The 20,599-nt window shown below is 71.8% G+C and carries 21 protein-coding genes and 1 pseudogene; 10 read left to right on the plus strand and 12 right to left on the minus strand.

Going from position 1 to position 20,599, the window contains the following annotated elements:
- Nucleotides 1-273: transposase domain-containing protein (locus tag UK82_RS27895; RefSeq protein ID WP_236706541.1), on the minus strand; the 273-nt coding region annotated here is incomplete at both ends.
- A gap of 220 nt (nucleotides 274-493) precedes the next feature.
- Between UK82_RS27895 and UK82_RS40635 the strand changes: the two genes are divergently transcribed.
- Both UK82_RS40635 and UK82_RS40640 read left to right on the plus strand, forming a co-directional pair.
- Nucleotides 494-1,093: cation:dicarboxylate symporter family transporter (locus tag UK82_RS40635; protein ID WP_236706532.1), on the plus strand; the 600-nt coding region annotated here is incomplete at its 3' end.
- A 1-nt stretch (nucleotide 1,094) separates the two neighbouring features.
- A pseudogene (locus UK82_RS40640) lies at nucleotides 1,095-1,945 on the plus strand (cation:dicarboxylate symporter family transporter); the annotation flags it as partial.
- A gap of 18 nt (nucleotides 1,946-1,963) precedes the next feature.
- Here the strand turns inward: UK82_RS40640 and UK82_RS27905 are convergent.
- Together UK82_RS27905 and UK82_RS27910 are read right to left on the minus strand one after the other, a co-directional pair.
- Nucleotides 1,964-2,878 (minus strand): SAM-dependent methyltransferase, encoded by a 915-nt coding sequence (locus UK82_RS27905; RefSeq protein WP_370657227.1) that lies wholly within the window; start codon nucleotides 2,876-2,878, stop codon nucleotides 1,964-1,966.
- Nucleotides 2,879-2,883: 5 nt separating this feature from the next.
- Nucleotides 2,884-4,035 carry a DMT family transporter gene (locus UK82_RS27910; RefSeq protein WP_083507408.1) on the minus strand — a complete coding sequence of 384 codons (1,152 nt, stop codon included), beginning with the start codon at nucleotides 4,033-4,035 and terminating at the stop codon, nucleotides 2,884-2,886.
- Nucleotides 4,036-4,109: 74 nt separating this feature from the next.
- Between UK82_RS27910 and UK82_RS27915 the strand changes: the two genes are divergently transcribed.
- A complete protein-coding gene (locus tag UK82_RS27915) occupies nucleotides 4,110-5,015 on the plus strand; it encodes a LysR family transcriptional regulator (protein ID WP_055410289.1) in 906 nt (301 codons plus the stop codon).
- 362 nt (nucleotides 5,016-5,377) lie between these two features.
- On the plus strand, nucleotides 5,378-5,638 hold the full coding sequence (locus tag UK82_RS27920) for a hypothetical protein (protein ID WP_044887428.1): 261 nt from the start codon (nucleotides 5,378-5,380) through the stop codon (nucleotides 5,636-5,638).
- A 146-nt stretch (nucleotides 5,639-5,784) separates the two neighbouring features.
- Here UK82_RS27920 and UK82_RS27925 read toward each other — a convergent pair whose 3' ends face one another.
- Nucleotides 5,785-6,447, minus strand: a complete 663-nt coding sequence (locus UK82_RS27925; RefSeq protein ID WP_044887427.1) for a hypothetical protein — start codon at nucleotides 6,445-6,447, stop codon at nucleotides 5,785-5,787.
- A gap of 90 nt (nucleotides 6,448-6,537) precedes the next feature.
- On the opposite strand from UK82_RS27925, the gene UK82_RS27930 reads away from it, so the two are divergent.
- Nucleotides 6,538-7,290 carry an NUDIX hydrolase gene (locus UK82_RS27930; protein ID WP_082122184.1) on the plus strand — a complete coding sequence of 251 codons (753 nt, stop codon included), beginning with the start codon at nucleotides 6,538-6,540 and terminating at the stop codon, nucleotides 7,288-7,290.
- Nucleotides 7,291-7,357: 67 nt separating this feature from the next.
- On the opposite strand, the gene UK82_RS27935 is transcribed toward UK82_RS27930, so the two are convergent.
- A complete protein-coding gene (locus UK82_RS27935) occupies nucleotides 7,358-7,840 on the minus strand; it encodes an HIT family protein (RefSeq protein ID WP_044887426.1) in 483 nt (160 codons plus the stop codon).
- A 180-nt stretch (nucleotides 7,841-8,020) separates the two neighbouring features.
- On the opposite strand from UK82_RS27935, the gene UK82_RS27940 reads away from it, so the two are divergent.
- A complete protein-coding gene (locus tag UK82_RS27940) occupies nucleotides 8,021-8,317 on the plus strand; it encodes a hypothetical protein (RefSeq protein ID WP_236706535.1) in 297 nt (98 codons plus the stop codon).
- An 82-nt stretch (nucleotides 8,318-8,399) separates the two neighbouring features.
- On the opposite strand, the gene efeB is transcribed toward UK82_RS27940, so the two are convergent.
- The 3 genes from efeB to efeU all read right to left on the minus strand — a co-directional run bounded on the left by efeB (nucleotide 8,400) and on the right by efeU (nucleotide 11,966).
- Nucleotides 8,400-9,656: an iron uptake transporter deferrochelatase/peroxidase subunit gene (gene efeB, locus UK82_RS27945; protein WP_044887425.1), complete on the minus strand. Its 1,257-nt coding sequence runs from the start codon at nucleotides 9,654-9,656 to the stop codon at nucleotides 8,400-8,402.
- 159 nt (nucleotides 9,657-9,815) lie between these two features.
- Nucleotides 9,816-10,976, minus strand: coding sequence for an iron uptake system protein EfeO (efeO, locus tag UK82_RS27950; protein WP_044887424.1), 1,161 nt, complete (start codon nucleotides 10,974-10,976; stop codon nucleotides 9,816-9,818).
- Between the two features lie 99 nt (nucleotides 10,977-11,075).
- Entirely contained in the window at nucleotides 11,076-11,966 is an 891-nt protein-coding gene (efeU, locus tag UK82_RS27955) for an iron uptake transporter permease EfeU (RefSeq protein WP_044887423.1), read from the minus strand.
- Nucleotides 11,967-13,214: 1,248 nt separating this feature from the next.
- Here efeU and UK82_RS27960 point away from each other — a divergent pair.
- Nucleotides 13,215-13,811 carry an NUDIX hydrolase gene (locus UK82_RS27960; protein ID WP_055410291.1) on the plus strand — a complete coding sequence of 199 codons (597 nt, stop codon included), beginning with the start codon at nucleotides 13,215-13,217 and terminating at the stop codon, nucleotides 13,809-13,811.
- 74 nt (nucleotides 13,812-13,885) lie between these two features.
- On the opposite strand, the gene mtnC is transcribed toward UK82_RS27960, so the two are convergent.
- Together mtnC and UK82_RS27970 are read right to left on the minus strand one after the other, a co-directional pair.
- Nucleotides 13,886-14,596, minus strand: a complete 711-nt coding sequence (mtnC, locus tag UK82_RS27965) for an acireductone synthase (RefSeq protein WP_055410293.1) — start codon at nucleotides 14,594-14,596, stop codon at nucleotides 13,886-13,888.
- Nucleotides 14,593-15,243: an acireductone dioxygenase gene (locus UK82_RS27970; RefSeq protein WP_044887421.1), complete on the minus strand. Its 651-nt coding sequence runs from the start codon at nucleotides 15,241-15,243 to the stop codon at nucleotides 14,593-14,595. Before UK82_RS27970 ends, mtnC begins: the two co-directional genes overlap by 4 nt.
- A 120-nt stretch (nucleotides 15,244-15,363) precedes the next feature.
- Here UK82_RS27970 and mtnA point away from each other — a divergent pair, with 120 nt between their 5' ends.
- Nucleotides 15,364-16,392 (plus strand): S-methyl-5-thioribose-1-phosphate isomerase, encoded by a 1,029-nt coding sequence (mtnA, locus tag UK82_RS27975; RefSeq protein WP_044887436.1) that lies wholly within the window; start codon nucleotides 15,364-15,366, stop codon nucleotides 16,390-16,392.
- Between the two features lie 28 nt (nucleotides 16,393-16,420).
- Here the strand turns inward: mtnA and UK82_RS27980 are convergent, their stop codons facing one another.
- Nucleotides 16,421-17,176, minus strand: a complete 756-nt coding sequence (locus tag UK82_RS27980; RefSeq protein WP_044887435.1) for a class II aldolase/adducin family protein — start codon at nucleotides 17,174-17,176, stop codon at nucleotides 16,421-16,423.
- A gap of 187 nt (nucleotides 17,177-17,363) precedes the next feature.
- On the opposite strand from UK82_RS27980, the gene UK82_RS27985 reads away from it, so the two are divergent.
- Nucleotides 17,364-18,140, plus strand: coding sequence for an aquaporin (locus tag UK82_RS27985; RefSeq protein ID WP_044887420.1), 777 nt, complete (start codon nucleotides 17,364-17,366; stop codon nucleotides 18,138-18,140).
- A gap of 17 nt (nucleotides 18,141-18,157) precedes the next feature.
- On the opposite strand, the gene UK82_RS27990 is transcribed toward UK82_RS27985, so the two are convergent.
- Complete coding sequence (locus UK82_RS27990; protein WP_055410295.1) at nucleotides 18,158-19,486, minus strand: PLP-dependent aminotransferase family protein; 1,329 nt, start codon at nucleotides 19,484-19,486, stop codon at nucleotides 18,158-18,160.
- 258 nt (nucleotides 19,487-19,744) lie between these two features.
- On the opposite strand from UK82_RS27990, the gene UK82_RS27995 reads away from it, so the two are divergent.
- Nucleotides 19,745-20,584, plus strand: a complete 840-nt coding sequence (locus UK82_RS27995; RefSeq protein WP_055410297.1) for a nitrilase-related carbon-nitrogen hydrolase — start codon at nucleotides 19,745-19,747, stop codon at nucleotides 20,582-20,584.
- Nucleotides 20,585-20,599 lie beyond the last annotated feature (15 nt).

Consider the following 20,599-nt stretch of genomic DNA (forward strand, 5'->3'; position numbering starts at 1 on the left):
CCCCGAGCCGGTCCCGCGCCTTCGTGATCGCCGTGGTCGCCGGCACCTTCACCGGCCCGGCACTGTCTGCCAGCCAGTCGTCGGCGACCTTCACCTGCCGCATCACCTCGTCGTAGCCATCCGAGGGGAACAACGCCAACGCGACCACGTACCGGACCATCAGCGCCGCGGGCAGGTCCCGCGTCCGCTTCTCGCGACGACCGGTCTCGGTGACCACCCGGTCGACCAGCGCGTCCGGGAACTGCGCCGCCAGCACCCCCAGCCCGACCCGGTNCACCAACCGGTCCTCGGGCTTCTCCTTCACCTGACCGCGTCTCGGCACCCCTCGAACCTACACGATCAGAACCTAAGTTCCTGGTATTGAGCACGGGCACCATGGTGCCGTGCCTGGAGAATATGAGCAGAACCGTGACACGAGGTCCGGTGCTGAGTAGTGTGGTCGCGAACATCGACACCACCGGGAAAGGTTTTCCCGCCCGGCGAGGAGGCCTAGATGACCGCGCCCGCTCCACCGGCCCCGCGGGTCCGCCGTCCGTGGTACCGCCAGTTGTACGTGTGGGTCCTCGCCGGTATCGCCGCGGGCATCGTCGTGGGTCAGCTCGCCCCGGATTTCGCGGTCCGCCTCCAGCCGCTGGGCACGACCTTCGTCGACGCCATCAAAATGGTCATCGCGCCCATCGTGTTCTGCACCGTCGTCGGTGGCATCGCGCAGGTCGACAACCTGCGCAAGGTGGGCCGCGTCGGCCTGAAGTCCATCGTCTACTTCGAGGCCGTCACCAGCCTCGCGCTCCTGCTCGGCCTGGTCGTGATGAACGTGTTCCGACCCGGCGACGGGGTGCACGCCAACCCTGCCGCCCTCGCCGTCAACGACACCGTCGGCGGCTACATCAAGCAGGGCAGGAGCGAGGGCTGGGGCCACTACCTGTCCGACATCGTGCCGGGCAGCGTGGTCGGCGCCTTCGCCGACGGCGACATCCTGCAGGTGCTGTTCTTCGCGGTGTTGTTCGGGATCGCCCTGAACCTCATCGGGTCCGCCGGCACCGGCATCGCGTCCGGGATCGAGCGGGTCGGTACCGCGATGTTCCAGGTGATGNGGATCATCATGTACGCGGCTCCCGTCGGCGCGTTCGGGGCCATGGCCTTCACCATCGGCAAGTACGGCGTCGACACCCTGACCAGCCTCGGCAAGCTCATCGGTATCTTCTATGGCACCTCGGTGTTCTTCGTCCTCGTCATTCTGGGCGCGATCGCCGCCGCCGTCGGCGTCAACATTCTGCGGCTGCTGCGCTACATCCGCGAGGAACTGTTGATCGTCCTGGGCACCTCCTCCTCGGAGCCGGTGCTTCCCCAGCTCATGCGCAAGCTCGAAGCGCTCGGCGCCCCCCGACAGGTCGTCGGGCTGACCGTGCCCACCGGATACTCGTTCAATCTCGACGGCACCTGCATCTACCTGACCCTCTCCGCCCTTTACCTCGCCCAGGCCGTCGACGCCGACCTGTCGATCGGCCAACAGCTCGCCATCGTCGGTGTGCTCCTGCTGACCTCGAAGGGCGCCGCGGGCGTCACCGGTTCCGGATTCATCGTCCTCGCCGCCACCCTCTCCACGGTCGACACGATTCCGGTGGCCGCCATCATGCTCATCTTCGGCATCGACAAATTCATGTCCGAATGCCGGGCACTGACGAACGTCTGCGGGAACACTCTCGCCACCCTCGTCGTGGCCCGCTGGGAAGGCGTCCTCGACACCGAACGCATGCGCCAGGTCCTCGCCCACGGCTCCACCGAACCGCCCGCCCTCGTCGAACCGCCCACCCTCGTCAAGGCACCTCGAGACGTTGCCGACCGTCCGGGGGCGGGCCACCCATCCGCCGACCCGGATGACGCGGAACTGACGGAGGCGGCCGCGATCCCCGTGCCCCTGACCAGGCAGGAACCCGGGAACTGAGGTAAGCCCGGAGCCCAGCTAGCGCTTGACGGCGACGCCGCCGTAGCCGGCGACCTGGACGTCGGTCAGGTCCGCCGCGCTGCCGTCGGGACGCCAGCGGTGCACGATCTGCACGCCGGGGTCGATCAGGTCCAGGCCGGCGAACAGCCCCTCGACCTCCGCACGGCTCCGTAGCTGCAGCGGGATGCCCTGCCGGTGGTAGGTGTCCATGAGCCGCGACGCGGCGGGGGGATCGAAGTCGGCGGACAGGTGGGTGAGGACGAGGTGGCTGCCGGGCGCCAGGGCATCGAGGAGCCGGCGCAGGATGCCGTGCGGATCGTCGGTGTCCGGGATGAACGGGAAGATCGAGATCAGGGACAGGGCGACCGGGCGGGACAGGTCGAGCGTCTCGCGCAGCTCCGGGGCGTCCAGAATGCGCTCGGTGTCGTGCAGGTCGGCGTCGATGTAGGCGGTCCGCCCCGCCGGGGTGCCGGTGAGCAGGGCCCGGGCGTGGGTCAGGACGATCGGGTCGTTGTCGGCGTAGACGACCCGGGCGTCGGGCGCGATGCTCTGCGCGGCCTCGTGCAGGTTCGGGCTGGTGGGGATGCCCGTACCGATGTCGAGGAACTGACGGATCCCGACCTCGCCGGCCAGGTACCGGGTCGCCCGAATCATGAACTCCCGGTTCTGGCGGGCGGCGATGCGCGCGTTCGGGAACACCGACAGGGCCTGCTCGGCGGCCTCCCGGTCGGCGGGGAAGTTGTCCTTCCCGCCCAGGTAGTAGTCGTACATCCGGGCCGAGTGCGGCTGGTCGGTCTTCAGCGCCACCGGGACGTGCTCGTCCGCGAGGGACTTCCACCACTGCCCGTCCGTCGTGGCCCGGTCCGTCGTGGCCCGGTCCGTCGGCTGCTCGCCAACCGGGTCGGGTAGATCCGCGCTCGACACCACAACCAGCCCCCTCACCTTTTGCGACGATCCCTCCCGAATGATCCTAATGGGCGTCTGTGCGCTGCGTGCCAACGTGGTGCGAAGGAGTGACCGTGTCCGCGAACGCGGTCGCCGCGGCCGCCGGTCACCGCAGCAGGACCGAGGGCGGACGAGCCGTTCGCGGTCGGGTCTGGGGTCGCCGCGGCGGCGACCCCGCGTTGGGACAGGGCGGCGCCGGTGAGGATCACCACCGTGCCGGCCGGCTCGTTCCACGTCAGGCTTTCGCCGAGGAGCAGGACCCCGGCCAGCGTCGACACGACGGGGACGACGTAGGTGACCGTCGCCGCGACCGTCGCGCCCGCGTCCCGGACGAGCCCGTACTGGAGCAGGAACGCCCCACCCGTGCCGAGGACGCCGAGAACCAGCACCGCGAGCAGCGATCGCGTGGGGAAGCGGGTCGGGAGGTCCGAGAAGGCGGCGGTAACGACCACGAGTTCCACAGCCCCGGCGGCAAGCTGACCGGTCGAGAGCGCCAGGCTCGAACACCCCGAACCGGTCAGGAAACGCCGCACGTACACCCAGCCGACGCCCATGCTCGTCGCCGCGGCCAGGGCCAGGGCCATTCCGGTGATGCTCTGTCCCGCCGTACCATCCCAGACGCCGAGCACGACCAGGACGCCGAGAAAGCCGATCAGCAGGCCGGCGAGTTGACGTCGGACGGGCCGCTCACCCGGGAGGGCGACGAGCGAGGCGAGCGTCGTGAACAGCGGCGTGGTCGCGTTGCAGATCCCGGTGAGTGCCGAGGGGATCCGCTGCGCGGCGAAGGCGAACAGGGCGAACGAGGCCGCGTTGAGGAACATCGCCGCCACCGCGAGGTGCGCCCACAGCCCGAGCCCGCGTGGCAGCCGGTCGCGTCTGAGCACGAGGGTGGCGGTGAGGGCGGCCGCCCCGAAGGCGACCCGGCCGAACGCGACCTGCAGGGCGGGAAATCCCTGCGTGCCTACCTTGACGAGGAGAAAGCTGAGTCCCCAGATCGTCGCCAGCAGTCCGAACCGCATCCGCCAGCCGACCCTGGGCAGTGCTCGGCCGGCGACGTGCGAGGACAAGGGCTTTTCGTCGGCCTGGCCACGACTCCCGGCGGCCGGGAGCGACGCCTGCGGGCTATGACGGAATGGTGGCGGCATCGGCCCATCATTGGCGCGCCCCGGCGGAGAGAACAAGGTAAACCTACTAATGAGCACCGCGTAGCATTGCTTATATGTTGAACCTGGAACGATTGCGGGTCCTGTGCCTGGTCGCCAGGTACGGATCGGTCGGCGCAGCCGCGGACATGCTTCATGTCACCACCTCGTCGGTTTCCCAGCAGATCGCGAAGCTGGAGCGGGAGACGGGCACTGACCTGCTGCTCCGCCACGGCAGGGGAGTCCGGCTCACAGCTGCGGCGACCCTGCTGGTGGACCACGCCGAGCGCATCCTGTCGATGATGAGCGAGGCGGAGGCGCACCTTCACGCGCAGCTCGGCAAGGTGGTCGGCACGCTGACTGTCGGCGCGTTCCCGACCGCGGCCCGCGGATTGTTGCCGGCCGCGCTGCGCCTGCTGGGAGAGCGGCATCCCAGCCTTGTTGTCCGGGTCGAGGAGATGGACTTCCAGAGTCCCCTCGTGCGGGTCGGTCGGGGTGAGCTGGACCTGGGCCTGGTGCAGGACTGGGAAAACGCACCGATGACCCTGCCGGACGGACTCCACCGCGCCACGCTCATGGCGGACGTCGCGGAGGTGGCGCTGCCCGCCGACCATCCGCTCGCCGGGCCCGGCCGGGACTGGATCGCCGTCGACGAGGTGCTCGGCGAGCGCTGGATCAGCCGGACCGTGGGTTCCACCTGCCACGACTGGCTTATCCACACGCTGCGGGCCCACGATGCCCAGCCCCGGATCGAGCACACTGTGATCGAGTACTCGACCCAGCTCGCGATGGTCGCCGCGGGCATGGGGCTTGCGATGGTGCCTCGGCTCGGTCAGGGTCCGGTGCCGGCCGGGGTCCGCGTGCTCCCGCTGCGCCCGGTCCTGGGCAGGAGCATCTACGCCGTCTGGCGCGCCGACAACGCGGGTCGCCCGGCGGTGCGGCACGCGGTCGCGGCGCTGCGGGCCGCGGCACAGTCCGCGTGACGGGTCTGGTGGCACCGGGAGGTGAACGGATGTTCCCGTACGACACCGTCTCTTCCTGGATAGCCGTGCCGACGGGGCAATACGGGCATAATGGGTTCTGGTAACTCGGTACGGTATTTTGCCGTACCTGGGTGTTGTCACCAGGTTCCGGGATCGTTACGCTTCCCCTGCGCCGGTTCGAGATGCGCCTTTTCGGGCAGCCGGCTGAATCACGGGGGTTCACTTTCTGCGTCGGTGCGATGGGCCGCCGACCGTTGTGGGCTGTCTCGCGGGACGGGCCCGGCTGGTTGTTCTGTTCTCTTTCGCCGGTCGGATTCTTGCATGGGCCGAGATGCGGCCGTGCGGACAGGAAAGGTGGAAAAATGTCCCTTTACCACACCGAAATCCAGTGGGGCGGTCCGGGCGCGGACTGGCACAAGGACAGCGATCTGCAGATCGTCATCAGCAACCGGAACGGCGTCGTGCCCCAGTCGGGCCGGCCCGCCACCGGGACCCAGGTGTCCTGGTCGGGCCCGCAGGGGAACGGAAGCGTGACCTTCTTCAACGACGGCGTCTCGTTCCAGGGCACGGCCCAGTTCCCGAACGAGGGCCCGGTGGGCTACCGCGGAACGGCCGCATCGTAGGCGGCTCCATGGTGTGACAGCCGGTCGCGGTACGTGTGACCGCGGCCGGTTGCACGCATGTCGTTGTGCCATCGGACCGGCGCTGCTGCCAAGACCGCGGCGCAGGCGCAGGTCACCGCGATCACCTGGGGCACGACCTGAAGACGTTAGGCGGGCGCCGGGTCGGCGTCGACCGCCGGACCCGACGGCCACAGCTCGATCGCCCGCTCCACGGCGCTGCGGATGAGCGTGCCGTCGACGGTCAGCGTGGACTCGGCCAGGCCCCGGGCCGCCAGCGAGGTCGTGAAGGTGACCGGACCGGGCGGCGGCAGCGGTCGCAGCCAGTAGCGCAGCCGGGTCCGGCCCGGGACGCTCGAGGAGCCGCCGAAGGTGAGCGTCGCAACGGGCGTCGGGCCGGTCGCGTCCGGGCCGAGACCCGGGGGCAGCTCGAGGGGCGAATCCGGGCCGGTCGTCTCGGTACCGTCGGCAAAACGTACCCGCAGGGGCACCCGCACCGGGGCCCCGTGCAGCCAACCACGGTTCGGCGACAGCTCGGCCTCGCCGGGATCCCCCCGCCGCAACAGCACCTCGACGGACACCGCGACACCGTCCGCGCAGGCGGCCAGCCCGGCGAGCACGACGACGGTGTCGGCCGTCCGACCGATGACCGCCGTGACCGGGACGACGCCCGGAACCACGTTCTCCGGAGGGCCGTCCGCCCCGGCCTCGGCGGCCCAGGCCTGGAAGGCCGAGAACGGCTCGTCCGCAAAGGAGCTCACCCCCCGAGGATCGCCGATCATCGCGATGGACACGCCGAAATCGGCACGCATCGCCGGAAACCTCGACGCCGCCCGCCCGACGCGTCGACGTTCCCGCGGGCCGGGCCCCGTCGGGGCCCGGCCGGAGGAGAGGATCAGGCCATGACCGAGGACGCCGCACCGCCGCACCCCGCGCCCGCGGGGCCCGTCCAGTCCGAGCCACCCGCCCGGTCCGAGCCGCCTGCCCAGCCAGAGCCGCCTGCCCAGCCAGAGTCGTCCTGGCAGCAGGTGGGGGCGCGCAATCCCGAGTGGCTGCCGTGGGTGCGTGAGCTGCACTCCATCGCCCAGGCCGGGCTCGCCTACTCCCAGGACCCGTACGACCTCGAACGGTTCTCCCAGCTCCGGCGGCTCAGCTACGAGATCGCGGCCCACTGCACCGTCGTCACCGTCGAGGCTGCGGAGGGCCTTTTCGGCGGTGAGGTCGGCTACCAGACGCCGAAGGTCGACGTGCGCGGGGTGCTGTTCGACGGCGACCGGATCCTGCTCGTCCGCGAGAAGGAGGATGGCGGCTGGTCGCTGCCCGGCGGCTGGGCCGACGTCGGCCTCACCCCGGCCGAGGTCGTCGTCAAGGAGATCTTCGAGGAGGCCGGGCTGCGCGCCGAGCCGGAGCGCCTGCTCGCCGTCCTCGACAAGCGCCGCCACGCCCACCCGCCGTACCCGAACGACACCTACAAGATCTTCATCCGATGCCGGGTGGTCGGCGGGAGCCTCGGTGGCGGGCTGGAGACCTCCGAGGTCGGCTGGTTCCCGCGCGACGCCCTGCCGCCGCTGTCCGAGAAGCGCAACACCACCGGCCAGCTAGCCATGATGTTCGGCTACCTGGACGACCCCACCGCCCCGGCCGTCGTCGACTGAGCCGGCTCCGGGTATCCCCGGCATCCGGGTATCCCGGCATCCGGGCTGTACCAGTAGCCGGGAGGCGTCAGGGCGCGGCGCCGAGCGCTGCGGTGAGCCTGGTGGCAAGGTCGTCCATCACCGCCGGCGGCACCCATTCGGCCTCCGGACGGCGCAGGAACGTGAAGACGTCCGGGCCCTGGGCCGCGGCGGGCAGATCCGCGGCGCGCGGCACGACGTGGATGTGCAGATGCTCGAACCCGGCGGCTTCCGAGAACGCGGCCACGTAGGTCTTCACGCAGCCGGTCACCTCGACCAGCGCCCGGCTCAGCCGCCAGGTCAGGACCCCGAGCTCGGCGGCCTCGGCCTCGGTGAGCTCCGCCGGGGAGGTGACGTGCCGCCGGCTGACCAGGACCAGCCACCCCGGCAGCGCCGTGCGGATCGCGTGCGCCGCCCGCCAGCCCGTCCCGATCAGCACCCGCTCCCGCGGCGGCAGCCCGGCCAGCGCCGCGTTGCCCGCACACGAATAGCAGTCATTCTCTCCCACGGCCGACGCCACGCTGATGCCCATCGCCGCCCCGCCTTCCCAGCGAAGAATGCTTCACGCCTCGCCTGATGATGCGTTTCGATCCGCGTATTCAGCATCGAACACCCAGGTATCGCATGCGCCTCCACGTGCAGGTCCTGCCACGCACCGCCACAACGATGCGACGCGGAAGGAGGTTGTTGCCGGTCCCCACAGGATAAGATCATGCGCCTGGCGGGGATCGATGAACGCGCACAGGCTCAGGTGCTGGTCGATCGACTGCTCGAGCAGCCGGATGATGCTGCCGACCGGGTCGTTGCGGTCCTGCATGCGCATGCAGCCGCGCTCGCCTGGGTGCGGGACTCTGTGGGCCTCTACCCGGCGTCCCCGGAGATCGCGGCTGTGCTCAATGATCTTGCCGGGCAACTGCGCGACGTGGGCGACGAGCGTGATCCGGTCGCCGTTCTCGGTCAGGCTGCTGTTGATGCGCCCGCTGCGTACCGGGCCGCCGCAGCCGCGTGAGCGGCTACATCCTCGGTGCTCTTATCCGGCGGTCGGCGCACAGCGACAGCAAGGGGCGGACGTTGAGTAGGAACGGGCGGCGTCAGGCGGTGAACAGGCTGCTGGCCCAGAAGTCCTTGGGGTCGCGGACGCCGGGCGGGATCGCGAACACGGCGCTGCTGGTGTGGACGATGTACTCGTTGAGCGCGTCCGACGCGGCGAGCCGGCGCTGGATCGGGAGGAACCCGGTGCGGGGGTCGCGCTGGAAGGCGATGAAGAACAGGCCCGCGTCGAGCTGCCCGGTCTCCTGGTTGACGCCGTCGGTGTAGGAGTAGCCGCGGCGCAGGATCGTCGCGCCGCCGTTGGTCGACGCGGCCGCGAGCCGGATGTGGGCGTCCGCGGGGATGACCGGCTCGCCGTCGGCCCCCTTGGCGGTCAGCGGGACCGGGTCGAACTCCTCGGCCGCGCCCAGCGGCGCGCCGCTCGCCTTCGTCCGCCCGAACACCTGCTCCTGGTCCAGGAGGAAGTCGCGGTCCCAGGACTCCAGCAGCATCCGGATGCGGCGGGTGACGACGTAGGTGCCGCCGCGCATCCACGCCTGGTCGCCGTCCGCGCCGACCCAGACATGCTTGTCCAGCGACGCGGTGTCCTCGCGCTTGACGTTGTTCGTGCCGTCCTTGAAGCCCATCAGGTTCCGCGGCGTGTCCTGGCCGCTGCTGGTCGTGCTGGTCCGGCCGAAGCCGAGCTGGAACCAGCGCAGCACGGCGGTGCCCTGGGCGAGGCGGCGCAGGTTGCGCACGGCGTGGAAGGCGACCTGCGGGTCGTCGGCGCAGGCCTGGACGCACAGGTCGCCGCGGCTGCGTAGCGGGTCGAGGTTGTCGCCGGGCAGCGGCGGGATGTCGGCGAGCGCCGCGGGCCTGCGCCCGGCCAGGCCGAAGCGTCCGTCGAACAGGCTCGGCCCGACTCCGAAGGTGATGGTCAGGTTGCCGGCGGTCAGCCCGATCGCCTCGCCGGTGTCCCGCGGCGGCGAGTGCGGCGCGGCGGCGTCGTCGGCGACGGCCTGCCCGGCGGCCATCCGGGCGGCGGCCGCGGTCCATCCGACGAGCAGCTCGCGTAGCTGGTCCCGGCTCACCCCGGCGGAGACGTCGAAGGCGGCGAAGGCGAGCCGGTCCTGGGCGTCGGTGGTGATCCCGGCCTGCTGCGCGCCGTGGAACGGCACGACGCCCCGGGGCGCTGCGGCGGTCGCGGACGACGAGTCGTCCGAACAGCCCGCGGCGGTGGCCGCGACCACGCCTGCCCCGGCAAGGCCCGCGGCGCCGAACAGCGCCCGCCGGCGCGACAACGCGACTTGCTCGGCCATGTCGATACCCCTTCTCCCGTGGGTCAGGGGGTTCTCCCACGGGCCGAGGGGTCAGGCTTCCGCCCGCCCCTCGACCCCTCTGACCTGGTCGTTCGCGGTGCACGGCCGCCCGCGCACCGCCCTGCCTGTTCTGCGGCCCGGCTCTCGCCGGGGCGCGGCCTAGCTGACGACGACGCCGGCGACCTGGGACAGCGGCTCGGCCAGCGCGTCGACCGCCTGGGACAGTCCGCGGCGCTGGTCCTGCGTCACCTTGTCGTAGCTGACGTAGCCGGTGCCCTCCTTGTACGGGGCCAGCGCCTTGTCCATCGCGGTGAAGCGGGTGCGCACGGTGCTGGCGAGCTTCGGGTCGAGCGACTTCAGCGCCGGCTCCAGCAGCGTGAACGCCTTGTTCGCACCCTCGACGTTGCCCTGGATGTCGACGAGGTCGAGCTTGCTGTACCGCTCCTCCTCGCCGGTGATCTTCGTCTTGCCGACCTCGTCGAGCAGCGTGGTGGCGCCGTTGGCGATCTGCGCCGGCTGGAAGGTCGTCTTCGCCACGAGCGTGTTGAGCTTGCCGACGTCGGTGTTGAGCTTGTCGGCGATCGGCCCGGTGCCCGCCAGCGAACGGTCGGCGAAGATCGCCTTCTCCAGTCGGTGGAAGCCGGTCCAGCTCGCGGCGTCGGGGGCGTCGTCGATGCGCGCGTCGATCGCGGGGTCGAGGTCCCCGAACGATTCGGCGACCGGCTCGATCCGCTCGTAGGCCAGCCGCGGCGCGGCGTAGAGCGTGGCCGCCCGGTCGAGGTCGCCGGCCTTCACCGCGGTCACGAGCGCACCGGTCGAGGTGACCAGGTCCGCGACCTGCTGGCGGACGTAGGTGGCGTAGCCGGTGGTCGCGGTGGTCAGCGCCGTGGTGACCTCGGCGCTGTGGGTCGCGGCGGGGGCCGAGCCGGCGGCCTGGGTGACGGTGAAGTCGACCTTCTCCGTGTCCGCGCCGGGGCAGTAGAGCTGGTACTTGCCGGCCTTCACATTCAGCGAGAACGTCCCGGACAGGCCGGGGGTGATGTTCTCCTTCTCGCCGATGATGGTGTCGCCGTCGACCAGCTCGGCCTCGGTGACGGCATCCGCGCCCTTGTTGACCACCTTGAATATGGTCGGGCCCGACGGAATCGTCGACACGTCCGGCGTACACGCCTTCGAGGTGATCGTGACGTTGACCGTCTGTTTCGCCCCGGCGGCGGCGCCCGAGCCCCCGGAACTGCCCGAGTCACTTCCTCCGCAGGCGACGGCGCCCGTCGCGATCACAACGGCGATGGCGCTATACGCGACAGGTGCGCGGCGCACGTGTGCCCCCACTCTTCTCTCTTCCGGATCAGTGAAATGGATATGCATGGCGACTGGTCCCATGTGACGGCAGGGACCTGACCGGCGGCCCGGGGGCGGTCACTGGGCCGCGGGCGCCGGGTCGGTGGCCGGCGCGCCCGTGGCGTCCCGCTCCGCGGTGGTCGTGGGCCGAGGGGCGGCGGGCGGGCGGCGACGGGCCGGCCAGGCGACGTACGCGGTCAGCGGCACCAGGTACACGAGCCAGGCGATGACCTCGGCGACCACGGGTCGGGGCTGCAACCCCAGCACTCCGGTCAGCACGCTCGCCAGCGGCGTACCCGGTCGGACCAGCCACGACAGGTCGAACGTCCGCTGCTGGCCGATGTTGAGCCAGCCCGCCTCGTGCGCGGTATGCGCCGCGGTCGCCAGCAGGCCGGCCGCGATCAGCACGAGGACGAGGCCCGTCACGCGGAAGAAACGCGCCAGGTTGACGTGCACGCCGCCGCGGTAGATGCCGAAGCCGACCGCCACGGACACCAGCACGCCGAGCAGCGCGCCCCCGCCGGCGGTGCCCGGCGAGCTGCTCGCGTTGAACGCCGCGATGAGGAACACGGCCGTCTCGAATCCCTCGCGCAGCACGGCCAGGAAGGCCATGAACACCAGCGCCCGGGTCGAGCCGGTCTCCAGCGCCGACGCCGTGGCCGACTCCAGCGACCCCCGCAGGTCGCGGGAGTGACGCCGCATCCAGACCACCATGTAGGTCACCATGGCCACCGCGATGAGTCCGATGACCGTTTCGAGCCCCTCCTGCTTGCGCTGGGGCAGCTCGCGGTCCAGGACGTGCAGCGCGATGCCGATGCCCAGGCAGAGCAGCACCGCGAGCGAGACGCCGAGCCACACCTGGCGCAGGGCGTCCCGGCGGTCCCGCTGCCGGAGGAAGGCCGCGACGATGCCGACGATCAGCGACGCCTCAAGGCCCTCCCGAAGGCCGATCACAAACGTGGGAAGCAAACCCTGCCTCCGTCTCTGTTCGCCCGCGACTTCCCGGCCTTGCGGATGTGCGGCCCGTCACCTGCGGTTAACCTCAGCTAAGTTAGGGCAACCTAACGGCGTTGGCAAGAGAACCGTGACGGACGGGGCGGGCCGGGGCATCGCGGCCGCCGGGTGGGCCCGCCGCGCCCGCCACCTGCCCGAACGACGGTCACGCCCCGCCGCGGGCGTCGCCGGTCCGCCACCAGCCGACCACTCCGCCGGGCGAGGTGGGGTCGCCCGTCCACCCTGCGCGTCAGGCAGTCACCAATGGTGTGCGGATGAACCGTCACGGTGGCTTTTCGGGCCGCTTTCCGGCTCCGCGGTTGCTCGGGCGGACGGATCCTGCGCGTTCGCCGGAAAAGTGACTCGTTCCCGAGCAACCTTCACTAACCCGACCGAAAAAGGGGAAATGGCGACTGATCGGTCGGGATGACAGGAATCACACCGCTCCGGCGGCCGGTGCCCAGCGACGGGGCTGCCCGTTACTCACGGTGGTCGACCTGGAGGCGTGCGGGGTCTCTACGGTGGCCGAACGGTTGCGGCCGCATCGGTCTGCGACCGGGGGCGATGTCGACGGTCGGCCGGGACGGTCCCGGATGTCCCTGCTGTGCAGCTTCGTGCGTGCATCCGCATCTACGGATCAAGATGCGTTCTGGCACACGTAGATGCGTTTATTTTTAGCAGAATGCTCCGCTTTTGCGGATCCGTAATCTTCGTTTTCGGGTGGGGTGTGAGGATCCTGGGCGGACTGCGCCGTTCATCGCGGTCCGGTCGGAAGGTGGCATCCTTCCGTATCGTCGACACTGCCCGCCTTAGTTGGCACAACAGCTCGTCCCGGATGCTCGGGTCGCCGCAGATGTCAACGAAATGAACGCGGGATCTCGTGGATTATGCTCGCCTGGAAGTTCATGCTTCCGGCGCGTGGTCTTCCCCGAGGTCGCCGCGAATCGCTGGCGAGGCCGGCCATTTCGTGGTCGGGTATCGGTGATGCGGCTGCGCAGGCGGTCCGCTTCGTGGCTGCCGGCCTGATCGTCAGTCCTGCGCCAGATGGGGACGGACATGAATGAAGATCGTGAGAGTTCCAGTATGACGGACGGAAGCGGATCTTATAACGGAGCGCATTTCGTCGGACGCGAACAGCGCTCGCCGGAGGGGGCGGCAGACTATGTGGTGGACGGTGGAGTGCCCACCGTGACCCGATCGGCCTCCAGTGGCGAGATCCCGCCGATGGCGCGGCCCTATGTAGCCGCCGGCGCCCTGTTCTTCGACGACGACGGCCGAGTCATGCTCGTCGAGCCGTCCTACAAGCCCGGGTGGGACATTCCGGGCGGTTTTGTCGAGCCCGGAGAATCTCCGTACTCCGCCTGCGTGCGTGAGGTGGAGGAGGAACTCGGCATCACCCCGCCGATCGGCGAGCTCCTCGCGGTCGACTGGGCCCCGCGTCCCAAGGACGGCTGGCTGGAGGGGGAGATGCTGCTGTTCGTCTTCGACGGCGGCCTGCTGCCCGCCGCCTGGCGCGAGCGCATCCGGCTCGACATGGATGAGCTCGTCAACTTCGCCTTCGTGCCGGTGGACGAGGTCGACCGGCTGCTCCCGCCGTTGCACGCCCGCCGGGTCGCCGCGGCCGCCCGCCTGCGGCGCACCCCGCACCGGGCCGGCTACCTGGAGCACGGCGAGCAGATTCCCGTCCAGACCCTGGCGCGTGGGACGGCTGGGCGTAGCGCGGTGCGCCGTCCTCCCGACCCCGCGCCCGGTCCCGAGCTCGCCGACTGGCCGGCCGATCTCGGTGCGCTGTCCGTCAACACCCGGGAGAGCCACGGCTGACCGATCCGTGGGCTCGGCCCGATCCGTGGGCTCGGCCCGCTCTGCGCCCGCGGCGAGTCGGGGTCGGCGGCGAGTCAGGCTGGGTCGATGGCCAACTCGGCAAACGACGCGACGCAGTGATGAGTGCCGGCGACGTGGTGCGGCTCGCCGGGCCGCAGGACAGCGACGGTGGCGAACCCGGCGGCCCCCGCGGCGTCGAGTTCGGCGGACACGTCGGACAGGAACACCGCGCGCGGCGGCGTCACGGCGAGCTCGGCGGCGATCCGGCGGTAGGCGGCCGGATCGCGTTTGGGCCCGGCGCTGTCGATGTCGAAGTATCCGTCGAACAGGCTGGTCAGATCGCCCGCCGGGGTCGCGGCGAACCAGGCCCGCTGGGCGCGGGCCGAACCCGACGAAAACACCGCCAGCCGGACCCCCGCCGCGTGCCAGCGCCGCAACGCGGGGGCGACATCGTCGAACAGCTCACCGTCGAGCTCCCCGGCCGCGAAACCCGCTGCCCAGATCAGCCCCTGCAGCGCCTTCAACGGCGCCACCTTGCGGTCATCGTCGCTCCACCGGGCGAGCGCGGCGACGACCCGCTCCACCGGCGCGTCGGCCTCACCGAGCAGCGACCGTGCCTCGGTGACGATCCGGCGCACCTCGGGATCATCACCGTGCTCGCGGACCCACGGCCCCAGCCGCGCCCGGGCATACGGAAACAGGGTGCCCAGCACGGCGGCGGTGGGACTGGTCGTCCCCTCGATGTCGAGCAGGGCGAGCCCGGCGCTCAGGCGCGGCGGGTTCACGAGGCTGCGGCCGGCCCTTCGGTGGCCGGCGCTCCGGTGGCCGGCGCTTCCGCCGCCGGCTGGGCGGCGCTCGCGGCCCGCCGGGCGAGGGCGTCGAAATCAGGAATCCGGGTGGCGATGTCGCTGCCGGTGAACGCGCCGACCCAGCCGTCCTCGGCGCGGAAGAACCGGACGGCGGCGAAATCCGGATCGACGCCCATGTCGAACCAGTGGGTCGTGCCCTTCGGCACGCTGATCAGATCGCCGGCCTCGCAGCGCACCGCCTGCACCCGATCGTCGACGTGTAGGTAGAACACGCCGCTGCCGGCGGCGAAGAACCGGATCTCGTCGTCGTCGTGGGTGTGCTCGGCGAGAAAACGCTCCCGCGCGGCGGCCGCCACCTCGCGCCAGTCGGCCGCCGCGGTCGGGTGCAGGGCGGCGACGTCGACGAGGACGAATCCCTCGGCGGCGGTCAGCGTGTCAATCCGCGAGCGGTAGGCGGCGAGGATTTCCTCGGTTCCGGCGCCGGCCGGCAGCCCGGGGGCCAACGGCCACCGCTCGAAACGCACGGATATTCCGGTCAATACCGCCGCGATCCGCGCGGGATCGGCGGTTTCTTCGAGAAGGCGCGGCCGGGTATCGGCCGTCCACGTCGTGAGATAGGTCATCGCCCGTCAATGTTCCGCCGGGCCGGGATGCGGGTCAAGGCCGGTGTCCGGTGCCGCCGACCGGGTGTATCCCGGTCGTTTCGCCGGGCGCGACCCACGGTCATCGGTTACGGTCCGATCATGGTAGATGCCGGCGACCCCGAGCCGCGGCCGCTGGTCTGGACGGGCACCTCGCTGCGCCTGCTCGACCAGACCGCGTTGCCCGAGACGCTGGTCCACCTGGAGGTGGACGACCCGGACGAGCTGGTCGCCGCGATCCGCCGGCTGGCCGTGCGCGGGGCACCCGCGCTCGGGGTCGCCGGGGCGTTCGGCGTCGTGCTCGCGCTGCGTAACGCCGAGCGTGACGGCTGGGCACCCGGGCGGCTCGACGCGGCGCTGCGCCGTTTGCGGGCCGCCCGGCCGACCGCGCTGGCGCTCGCCGCCGGCGTCGACGCGGCCGCCCGGCGCATCCCCGACGGCCTGCCGGCGGTGCTGGCGGTGGCCGAGCGGCTGGCCGCCGAGGACGAGGCCGCCAACCGGGCGATCGGTCGGCACGGCGCCGACGGCGTGCTCGCCCGCACGACCCGGCGCCCCCTGCGGGTGCTGACGCACTGCAACACCGGCTCGCTCGCCACCGCCGGATGGGGGACCGCGCTCGGCGTCATCCGCGAGCTGCACGCCCGCGGCGCCGTCGAGGTCGTCCACGTCGACGAGACGCGGCCGCTGCTGCAGGGCAGCCGGTTGACCGCCTGGGAGCTCGCCCGGGCCGGCATCGACTGCCGGATCCAGGCCGACGGCGCCGCCGCGGGCGCGATCCTGCGCGGCCTCGTCGACGTCGCGCTGGTCGGCGCGGACCGGATCGCCGCCAACGGGGACGTCGCGAACAAGGTCGGCACGGTCGGGATCGCGCTCGCCTGCGCCTACGCGGACATCCCGTTCGTCGTCGCCGCGTCGCGCTCGACGATCGACCCGGACACCCCGTCGGGGACGGACATCCCGATCGAGGAGCGCGACGGCGCGGAGGTACTCACGCTGGCCGGCCACCCGATCGCGCCGCCGGGCGTCCGCGGCTTCAATCCCGCGTTCGACGTCACCCCCGCCCACCTGGTCAGCCTCCTCGTCACCGAGGACGGCGCGAGGCCCGGCGGCCCGCTCCCCACGGTCACCTGACCGTCCGCTCCGCCGGATGGTCTCGGCGTCACCCGACCGTCCGCTCCGCGCTGCGCACGGCCCACTCGCACAGCCACTCCACCGCTTCGGCCCGGTGCCGGGCGGCGACCAGGTCGGTGCCCCAGACGTACATCCCGTGCCGGGCGACGAGGACCGCGGGCGTCGCCGGGTCCCACGCCGCGCTCACCCGCCCGGCGAGCACGGTCATGTCCTGGCTGTTCGCGACGACCGGCAGCCGGACCGGATCGCCGTCGGCGGCGCGGCCGAGCGCCTTGAGCATCTCGTGGTCGCGCAGGGTCAGCCCGGCCGGGAACCGGTCGGCGGCCAGCACCGAGGCGACCGTGTGCAGGTGGACGACCGCACCGGCCCCGGTCAGCGCGATCAGCCGGGCATGCAGGACGGCCTCCGCCGACGGCCGCCGCAGCGGGCCGCCCGCCGCTCGCGACCTGCCCGCACCCGGCGGCTGCGCCAGCTCGGTCGGCACCCCGCTGGTCGGCGCCCCGCTGGTCGGCAGCCGTCCCGTCGGTACCCCGGCGCCGTCCAGCTCGACGACGTCGGTCGCGGCGAGGGCACCCTTGTCCAGGCCGCTCGCGGTGACGAGGATCCGCACGGGATCCGTCCCGACGACCACCGAGAGGTTGCCGGAGGTCGCCCGCATCCAGCCGAGCCGCGCGTAGCGCGCCGCCTCCCCGGCGAGCGCGGCGCCCGGTTCGAGCCCACCGCCGCCGTTGCCGCCGTCATCCCTGAAGCTGTCGTCGCCGGGCGCCGCCGGTGCCGTGGCCATGCCCATGGCGCGAGTATGGGCGCGCGGCGGGCCCATCGCGGCACATCCGGCCCGGCCACCGATGGCTCACACATGATCATCTGGCGGGGTTGAGGACCCTGTGAAACGATTCATGCGCTTGGAGTAACTAGGTGGACGTGTCCTCCGGCCGCGGCCGGGGCGGTCCCGGCGGCGGAGGGGGTGCCGTGTGCGCAGGTATCTGGTCGAAGGTCTCGGAACGTTCGTGCTGGTCCTCGGCGGGGTGGGGACGGCCGTGCTGGCCCGCGACGCCGTGGGCGTGCTCGGGGTCGCGCTGGCGTTCGGGCTTGCGCTGCTCGTGTTGGTGTACGTGATCGGGCCGATCTCCGGCTGCCACGTGAACCCGGCGGTGACCCTCGGGCTGCTGCTGTGCCGGAAGATCGAGCCGAGGCACGCGCTCGGCTACGTGGCGGCGCAGTGCGTGGGCGCGATCGTCGCCGCGGGCACGGTCTGGCTGCTCGCCGACGCGGGGCCGTTCGGGTACTCGCCCGGCCTGCAGGGGCTCGGCGCCAACGGCTACGGCGTGCACTCGCCGGGCGGCTACGGTCTCGGCGGCGTCTTCCTCGTCGAGATCCTGCTCACCGCGCTGCTGGTGTTCACGGTGCTCGGCGCGACCGACGTCCGGGCCCCGTTCGGCTTCGCGGGACTCGCGATCGGGCTGGTCCTCGTCCTGTGCAACCTGATCAGTATCCCGCTCGACGGCACCTCGGTGAACCCGGCCCGCTCGCTGGGTCCGGCCGTCTTCGTCGGGGGCTGGGCGCTCGGGCAGTTGTGGTTGTTCATCGTGGCGCCGGCGATCGGCGCCGCCCTCGCCGCGGCCTCCTACCTCGGCCTGCGCCCGGGATCGCAGGTCAGCGCGTCCACCGCCGAGGCCGAGCTGCCGCAGGAGTCGCTGAGCCGGATCGCCCGGGAGACCGCCCGGCTCATCCGCGGCGGCGTCGAGTAGACCAGATCGGCGAGGGCTCAGCCCTGGGCGGCGTCGGCGAGCGCGTCGGCGGTCGCCTCGATGAGCTCGTCGGCGATGAGCCCGACGGTGACGCGCAGGTGGTCGCCGTCCAGCGGGGCCGCCTCGAACGGTGTGCCGGGCGCGGCCCCGATGCCGCGGGCGGCGAGCGCGACCAGGGCGACCTGTTCGTCGGCGACGTCGACCCACAGGTTGATGCCGTCCGCGCCGACCGCGCGGACCCCGCGCGCGGCGAGCGCGGCGAGCATCCGTTCCCGGCGCGCGGTGTAGCGGGCGCGGGCGGCGGCGAGCGTCCGCTCGGTCGCCGGGTCCGCCAACAGCTCGGCGAGGACGGCCTGCAGCAGCCGGCTCGACCACCCCGGGCCGAGCAGGCGGCGGGTGGCCACCGCCTCGACGGTGGCGGCGACCCCGCCGACGGCGGCCAGGCGCAGGTCCGGGCCGTGGCTCTTGGAGAAGCTGCGGATGTGCACGCAGGATGCCGGCAGATGGCGGCCGAGGCTCACCGGCGCCGCGAGGGCCACGTCGCCGGCGTGGTCGTCCTCGATCACGGTCACCCCGGTGCCGGCGAGCAGCTCGGCGAGTTCGCGGGCGCGGTGCTCGGTCATGCTCACCCCGGTCGGGTTCTGCGCCCGCGGTTGCAGGTACAGCGCGACCGGGCGGGTGGTCAGGGCCTCGCGCACCGCGTCGGGACGCACCCCGGCGGCGTCCGACGGAAGCGCGACGACCTCCGCTCCGACCAGTTCCAGCAGGTCGAGCAGCGGCGGGAAGCAGGGGTTCTCCACCAGCACCCGGCTGCCGTAGCCGACGAGCGAGCCGGTCACCCGGTCGAGGGCGTCCATGGCCCCGTCGACCACCGTGATCGCCTCGGGAGAGAACGGCCAGCGGGCCCGTAGTGCCTTCTCCAGTTCGGGCAGCACGGGGTCGTCGAGGTAGCTGGTGGTCAGGTTGCCGCGGGCGATCCGGGCCAGCGCGGGGGCGAGGTCGGGCAGCAGCGCCGGGTCGGGCGTTCCGGTGGAGTAGTCCCGCCCGATCCGGCCGGGACTGCGGGTCACCCGCCGGTAGCGCCGCGCCCCGCCGACGGTGGGCGCGGCGCTCTCCAGCACGAAGGTCCCGGCCCGCCCGCGCGGCACGATGACCCCGGCGCGCGCCAGCGTGCGCCAGGCCTGGCTCACCGTGGTCGGGCTCGTCCCGAGGATCGCAGCCAGTTCCCGCACGGTGGGCAGCCGGGCCCCGCCGGGCAGGCTCCCCGCGGAGACCAGCCGGCTCACCGCCCCGGCGATGCCCCGCGCGGAGCGGTCGTCCACCGCGGCGGCGATCAGTTCGAGCATGGCGTTCGTCCCCTGCCTGTAACAAATGGTAACAACAGGACGATTGTCCGGGTTGAAGTGTGACAGTAGTCTGCGGTCAAGCAAAACCGATCCTCCGGCGTGCGCGGACCGGCGGCGGGGTAAGGCGAATGGCGCCGGACCGGCCCGCGGCGGTGCGCCGAACCGGTGCACGGCGGATCTGACACGACAAATTTCTACGGCAGACCGTCGGGCGAACACGCAGCGGCCCGGCCGGCCGGCGACAGGGGTGGTGCAGGCATGTCCAGGGTGATTCGAGCCGCTCTCGTCCAGGCCCGCTGGACCGGCGACAAGGAAACGATGATCAAGGCGCACGAGGAGTACGCCCGCTCCGCCGCCGCCGCCGGGGCGAAGGCGATCTGTTTCCAGGAGCTGTTCTACGGCCCGTACTTCTGCCAGGTGCAGGACCCCGCCTACTACGCCTACGCCGAGTCGATTCCCGGGCCGACGACCGAGCGTTTCCAGGCGTTGGCCGCGGAGCTCGGCCTGGTCATGGTGCTGCCGATGTACGAGCAGGAGCAGCCCGGCGTGCTGTACAACACCGCGGCCGTCCTCGACGCCGACGGCCGCTATCTCGGCAAGTACCGCAAGACCCACATTCCACACGTGACCGGGTTCTGGGAGAAGTTCTACTTCCGGCCGGGAAACCTGGGATTCCCGGTCTTCGACACCGCGATCGGGCGGGTCGGCGTCTACATCTGCTACGACCGGCACTTCCCCGAGGGCTGGCGGGCGCTCGGCCTCAACGGCGCCGAGATCGTGTTCAACCCATCGGCGACGTCGCGTGGCCTGTCGAACTATCTGTGGAAACTGGAGCAGCCGGCCGCGGCGGTCGCCAACGAGTACTTCATCGGCGCCATCAACCGGGTCGGGATCGAGGACCTCGGCGACGACGACTTCTACGGCACGTCCTATTTCGTCGACCCCGAGGGCGCGTTCGTCGACGGCACCGGCGACGCGCACGAGCCCGAGCTGATGGTCCGCGACCTCGACCTGGACCTGCTGGCCGAGGTGCGCAACCGCTGGGCCTTCTACCGGGACCGCCGGCCGGACGCCTACGGCGACCTCACCGCCCCCTGACCCCACCCCGCCGCA

It is taken from the genome of Frankia sp. ACN1ag (genome assembly GCF_001414035.1).
Lineage (GTDB): Bacteria > Actinomycetota > Actinomycetes > Frankiales > Frankiaceae > Frankia > Frankia torreyi.

What these genes read in the sequence shown, in the direction of transcription:
- UK82_RS27910 (WP_083507408.1), bottom strand. Translation starts at nt 4,035, where the DNA reads ATGCCGCCACCATTCCGTCATAGCCCGCAGGCGTCGCTCCCGGCCGCC.
- UK82_RS27915 (WP_055410289.1), top strand. Translation starts at nt 4,110, where the DNA reads ATGTTGAACCTGGAACGATTGCGGGTCCTGTGCCTGGTCGCCAGGTAC.
- UK82_RS27920 (WP_044887428.1), top strand. Translation starts at nt 5,378, where the DNA reads ATGTCCCTTTACCACACCGAAATCCAGTGGGGCGGTCCGGGCGCGGAC.
- UK82_RS27925 (WP_044887427.1), bottom strand. Translation starts at nt 6,447, where the DNA reads ATGCGTGCCGATTTCGGCGTGTCCATCGCGATGATCGGCGATCCTCGG.
- UK82_RS27930 (WP_082122184.1), top strand. Translation starts at nt 6,538, where the DNA reads ATGACCGAGGACGCCGCACCGCCGCACCCCGCGCCCGCGGGGCCCGTC.
- UK82_RS27935 (WP_044887426.1), bottom strand. Translation starts at nt 7,840, where the DNA reads ATGGGCATCAGCGTGGCGTCGGCCGTGGGAGAGAATGACTGCTATTCG.
- UK82_RS27940 (WP_236706535.1), top strand. Translation starts at nt 8,021, where the DNA reads ATGCGCCTGGCGGGGATCGATGAACGCGCACAGGCTCAGGTGCTGGTC.
- efeB (WP_044887425.1), bottom strand. Translation starts at nt 9,656, where the DNA reads ATGGCCGAGCAAGTCGCGTTGTCGCGCCGGCGGGCGCTGTTCGGCGCC.
- UK82_RS27960 (WP_055410291.1), top strand. Translation starts at nt 13,215, where the DNA reads ATGGCGCGGCCCTATGTAGCCGCCGGCGCCCTGTTCTTCGACGACGAC.
- UK82_RS27970 (WP_044887421.1), bottom strand. Translation starts at nt 15,243, where the DNA reads ATGACCTATCTCACGACGTGGACGGCCGATACCCGGCCGCGCCTTCTC.
- mtnA (WP_044887436.1), top strand. Translation starts at nt 15,364, where the DNA reads ATGGTAGATGCCGGCGACCCCGAGCCGCGGCCGCTGGTCTGGACGGGC.
- UK82_RS27980 (WP_044887435.1), bottom strand. Translation starts at nt 17,176, where the DNA reads ATGGCCACGGCACCGGCGGCGCCCGGCGACGACAGCTTCAGGGATGAC.
- UK82_RS27990 (WP_055410295.1), bottom strand. Translation starts at nt 19,486, where the DNA reads ATGCTCGAACTGATCGCCGCCGCGGTGGACGACCGCTCCGCGCGGGGC.
- UK82_RS27995 (WP_055410297.1), top strand. Translation starts at nt 19,745, where the DNA reads ATGTCCAGGGTGATTCGAGCCGCTCTCGTCCAGGCCCGCTGGACCGGC.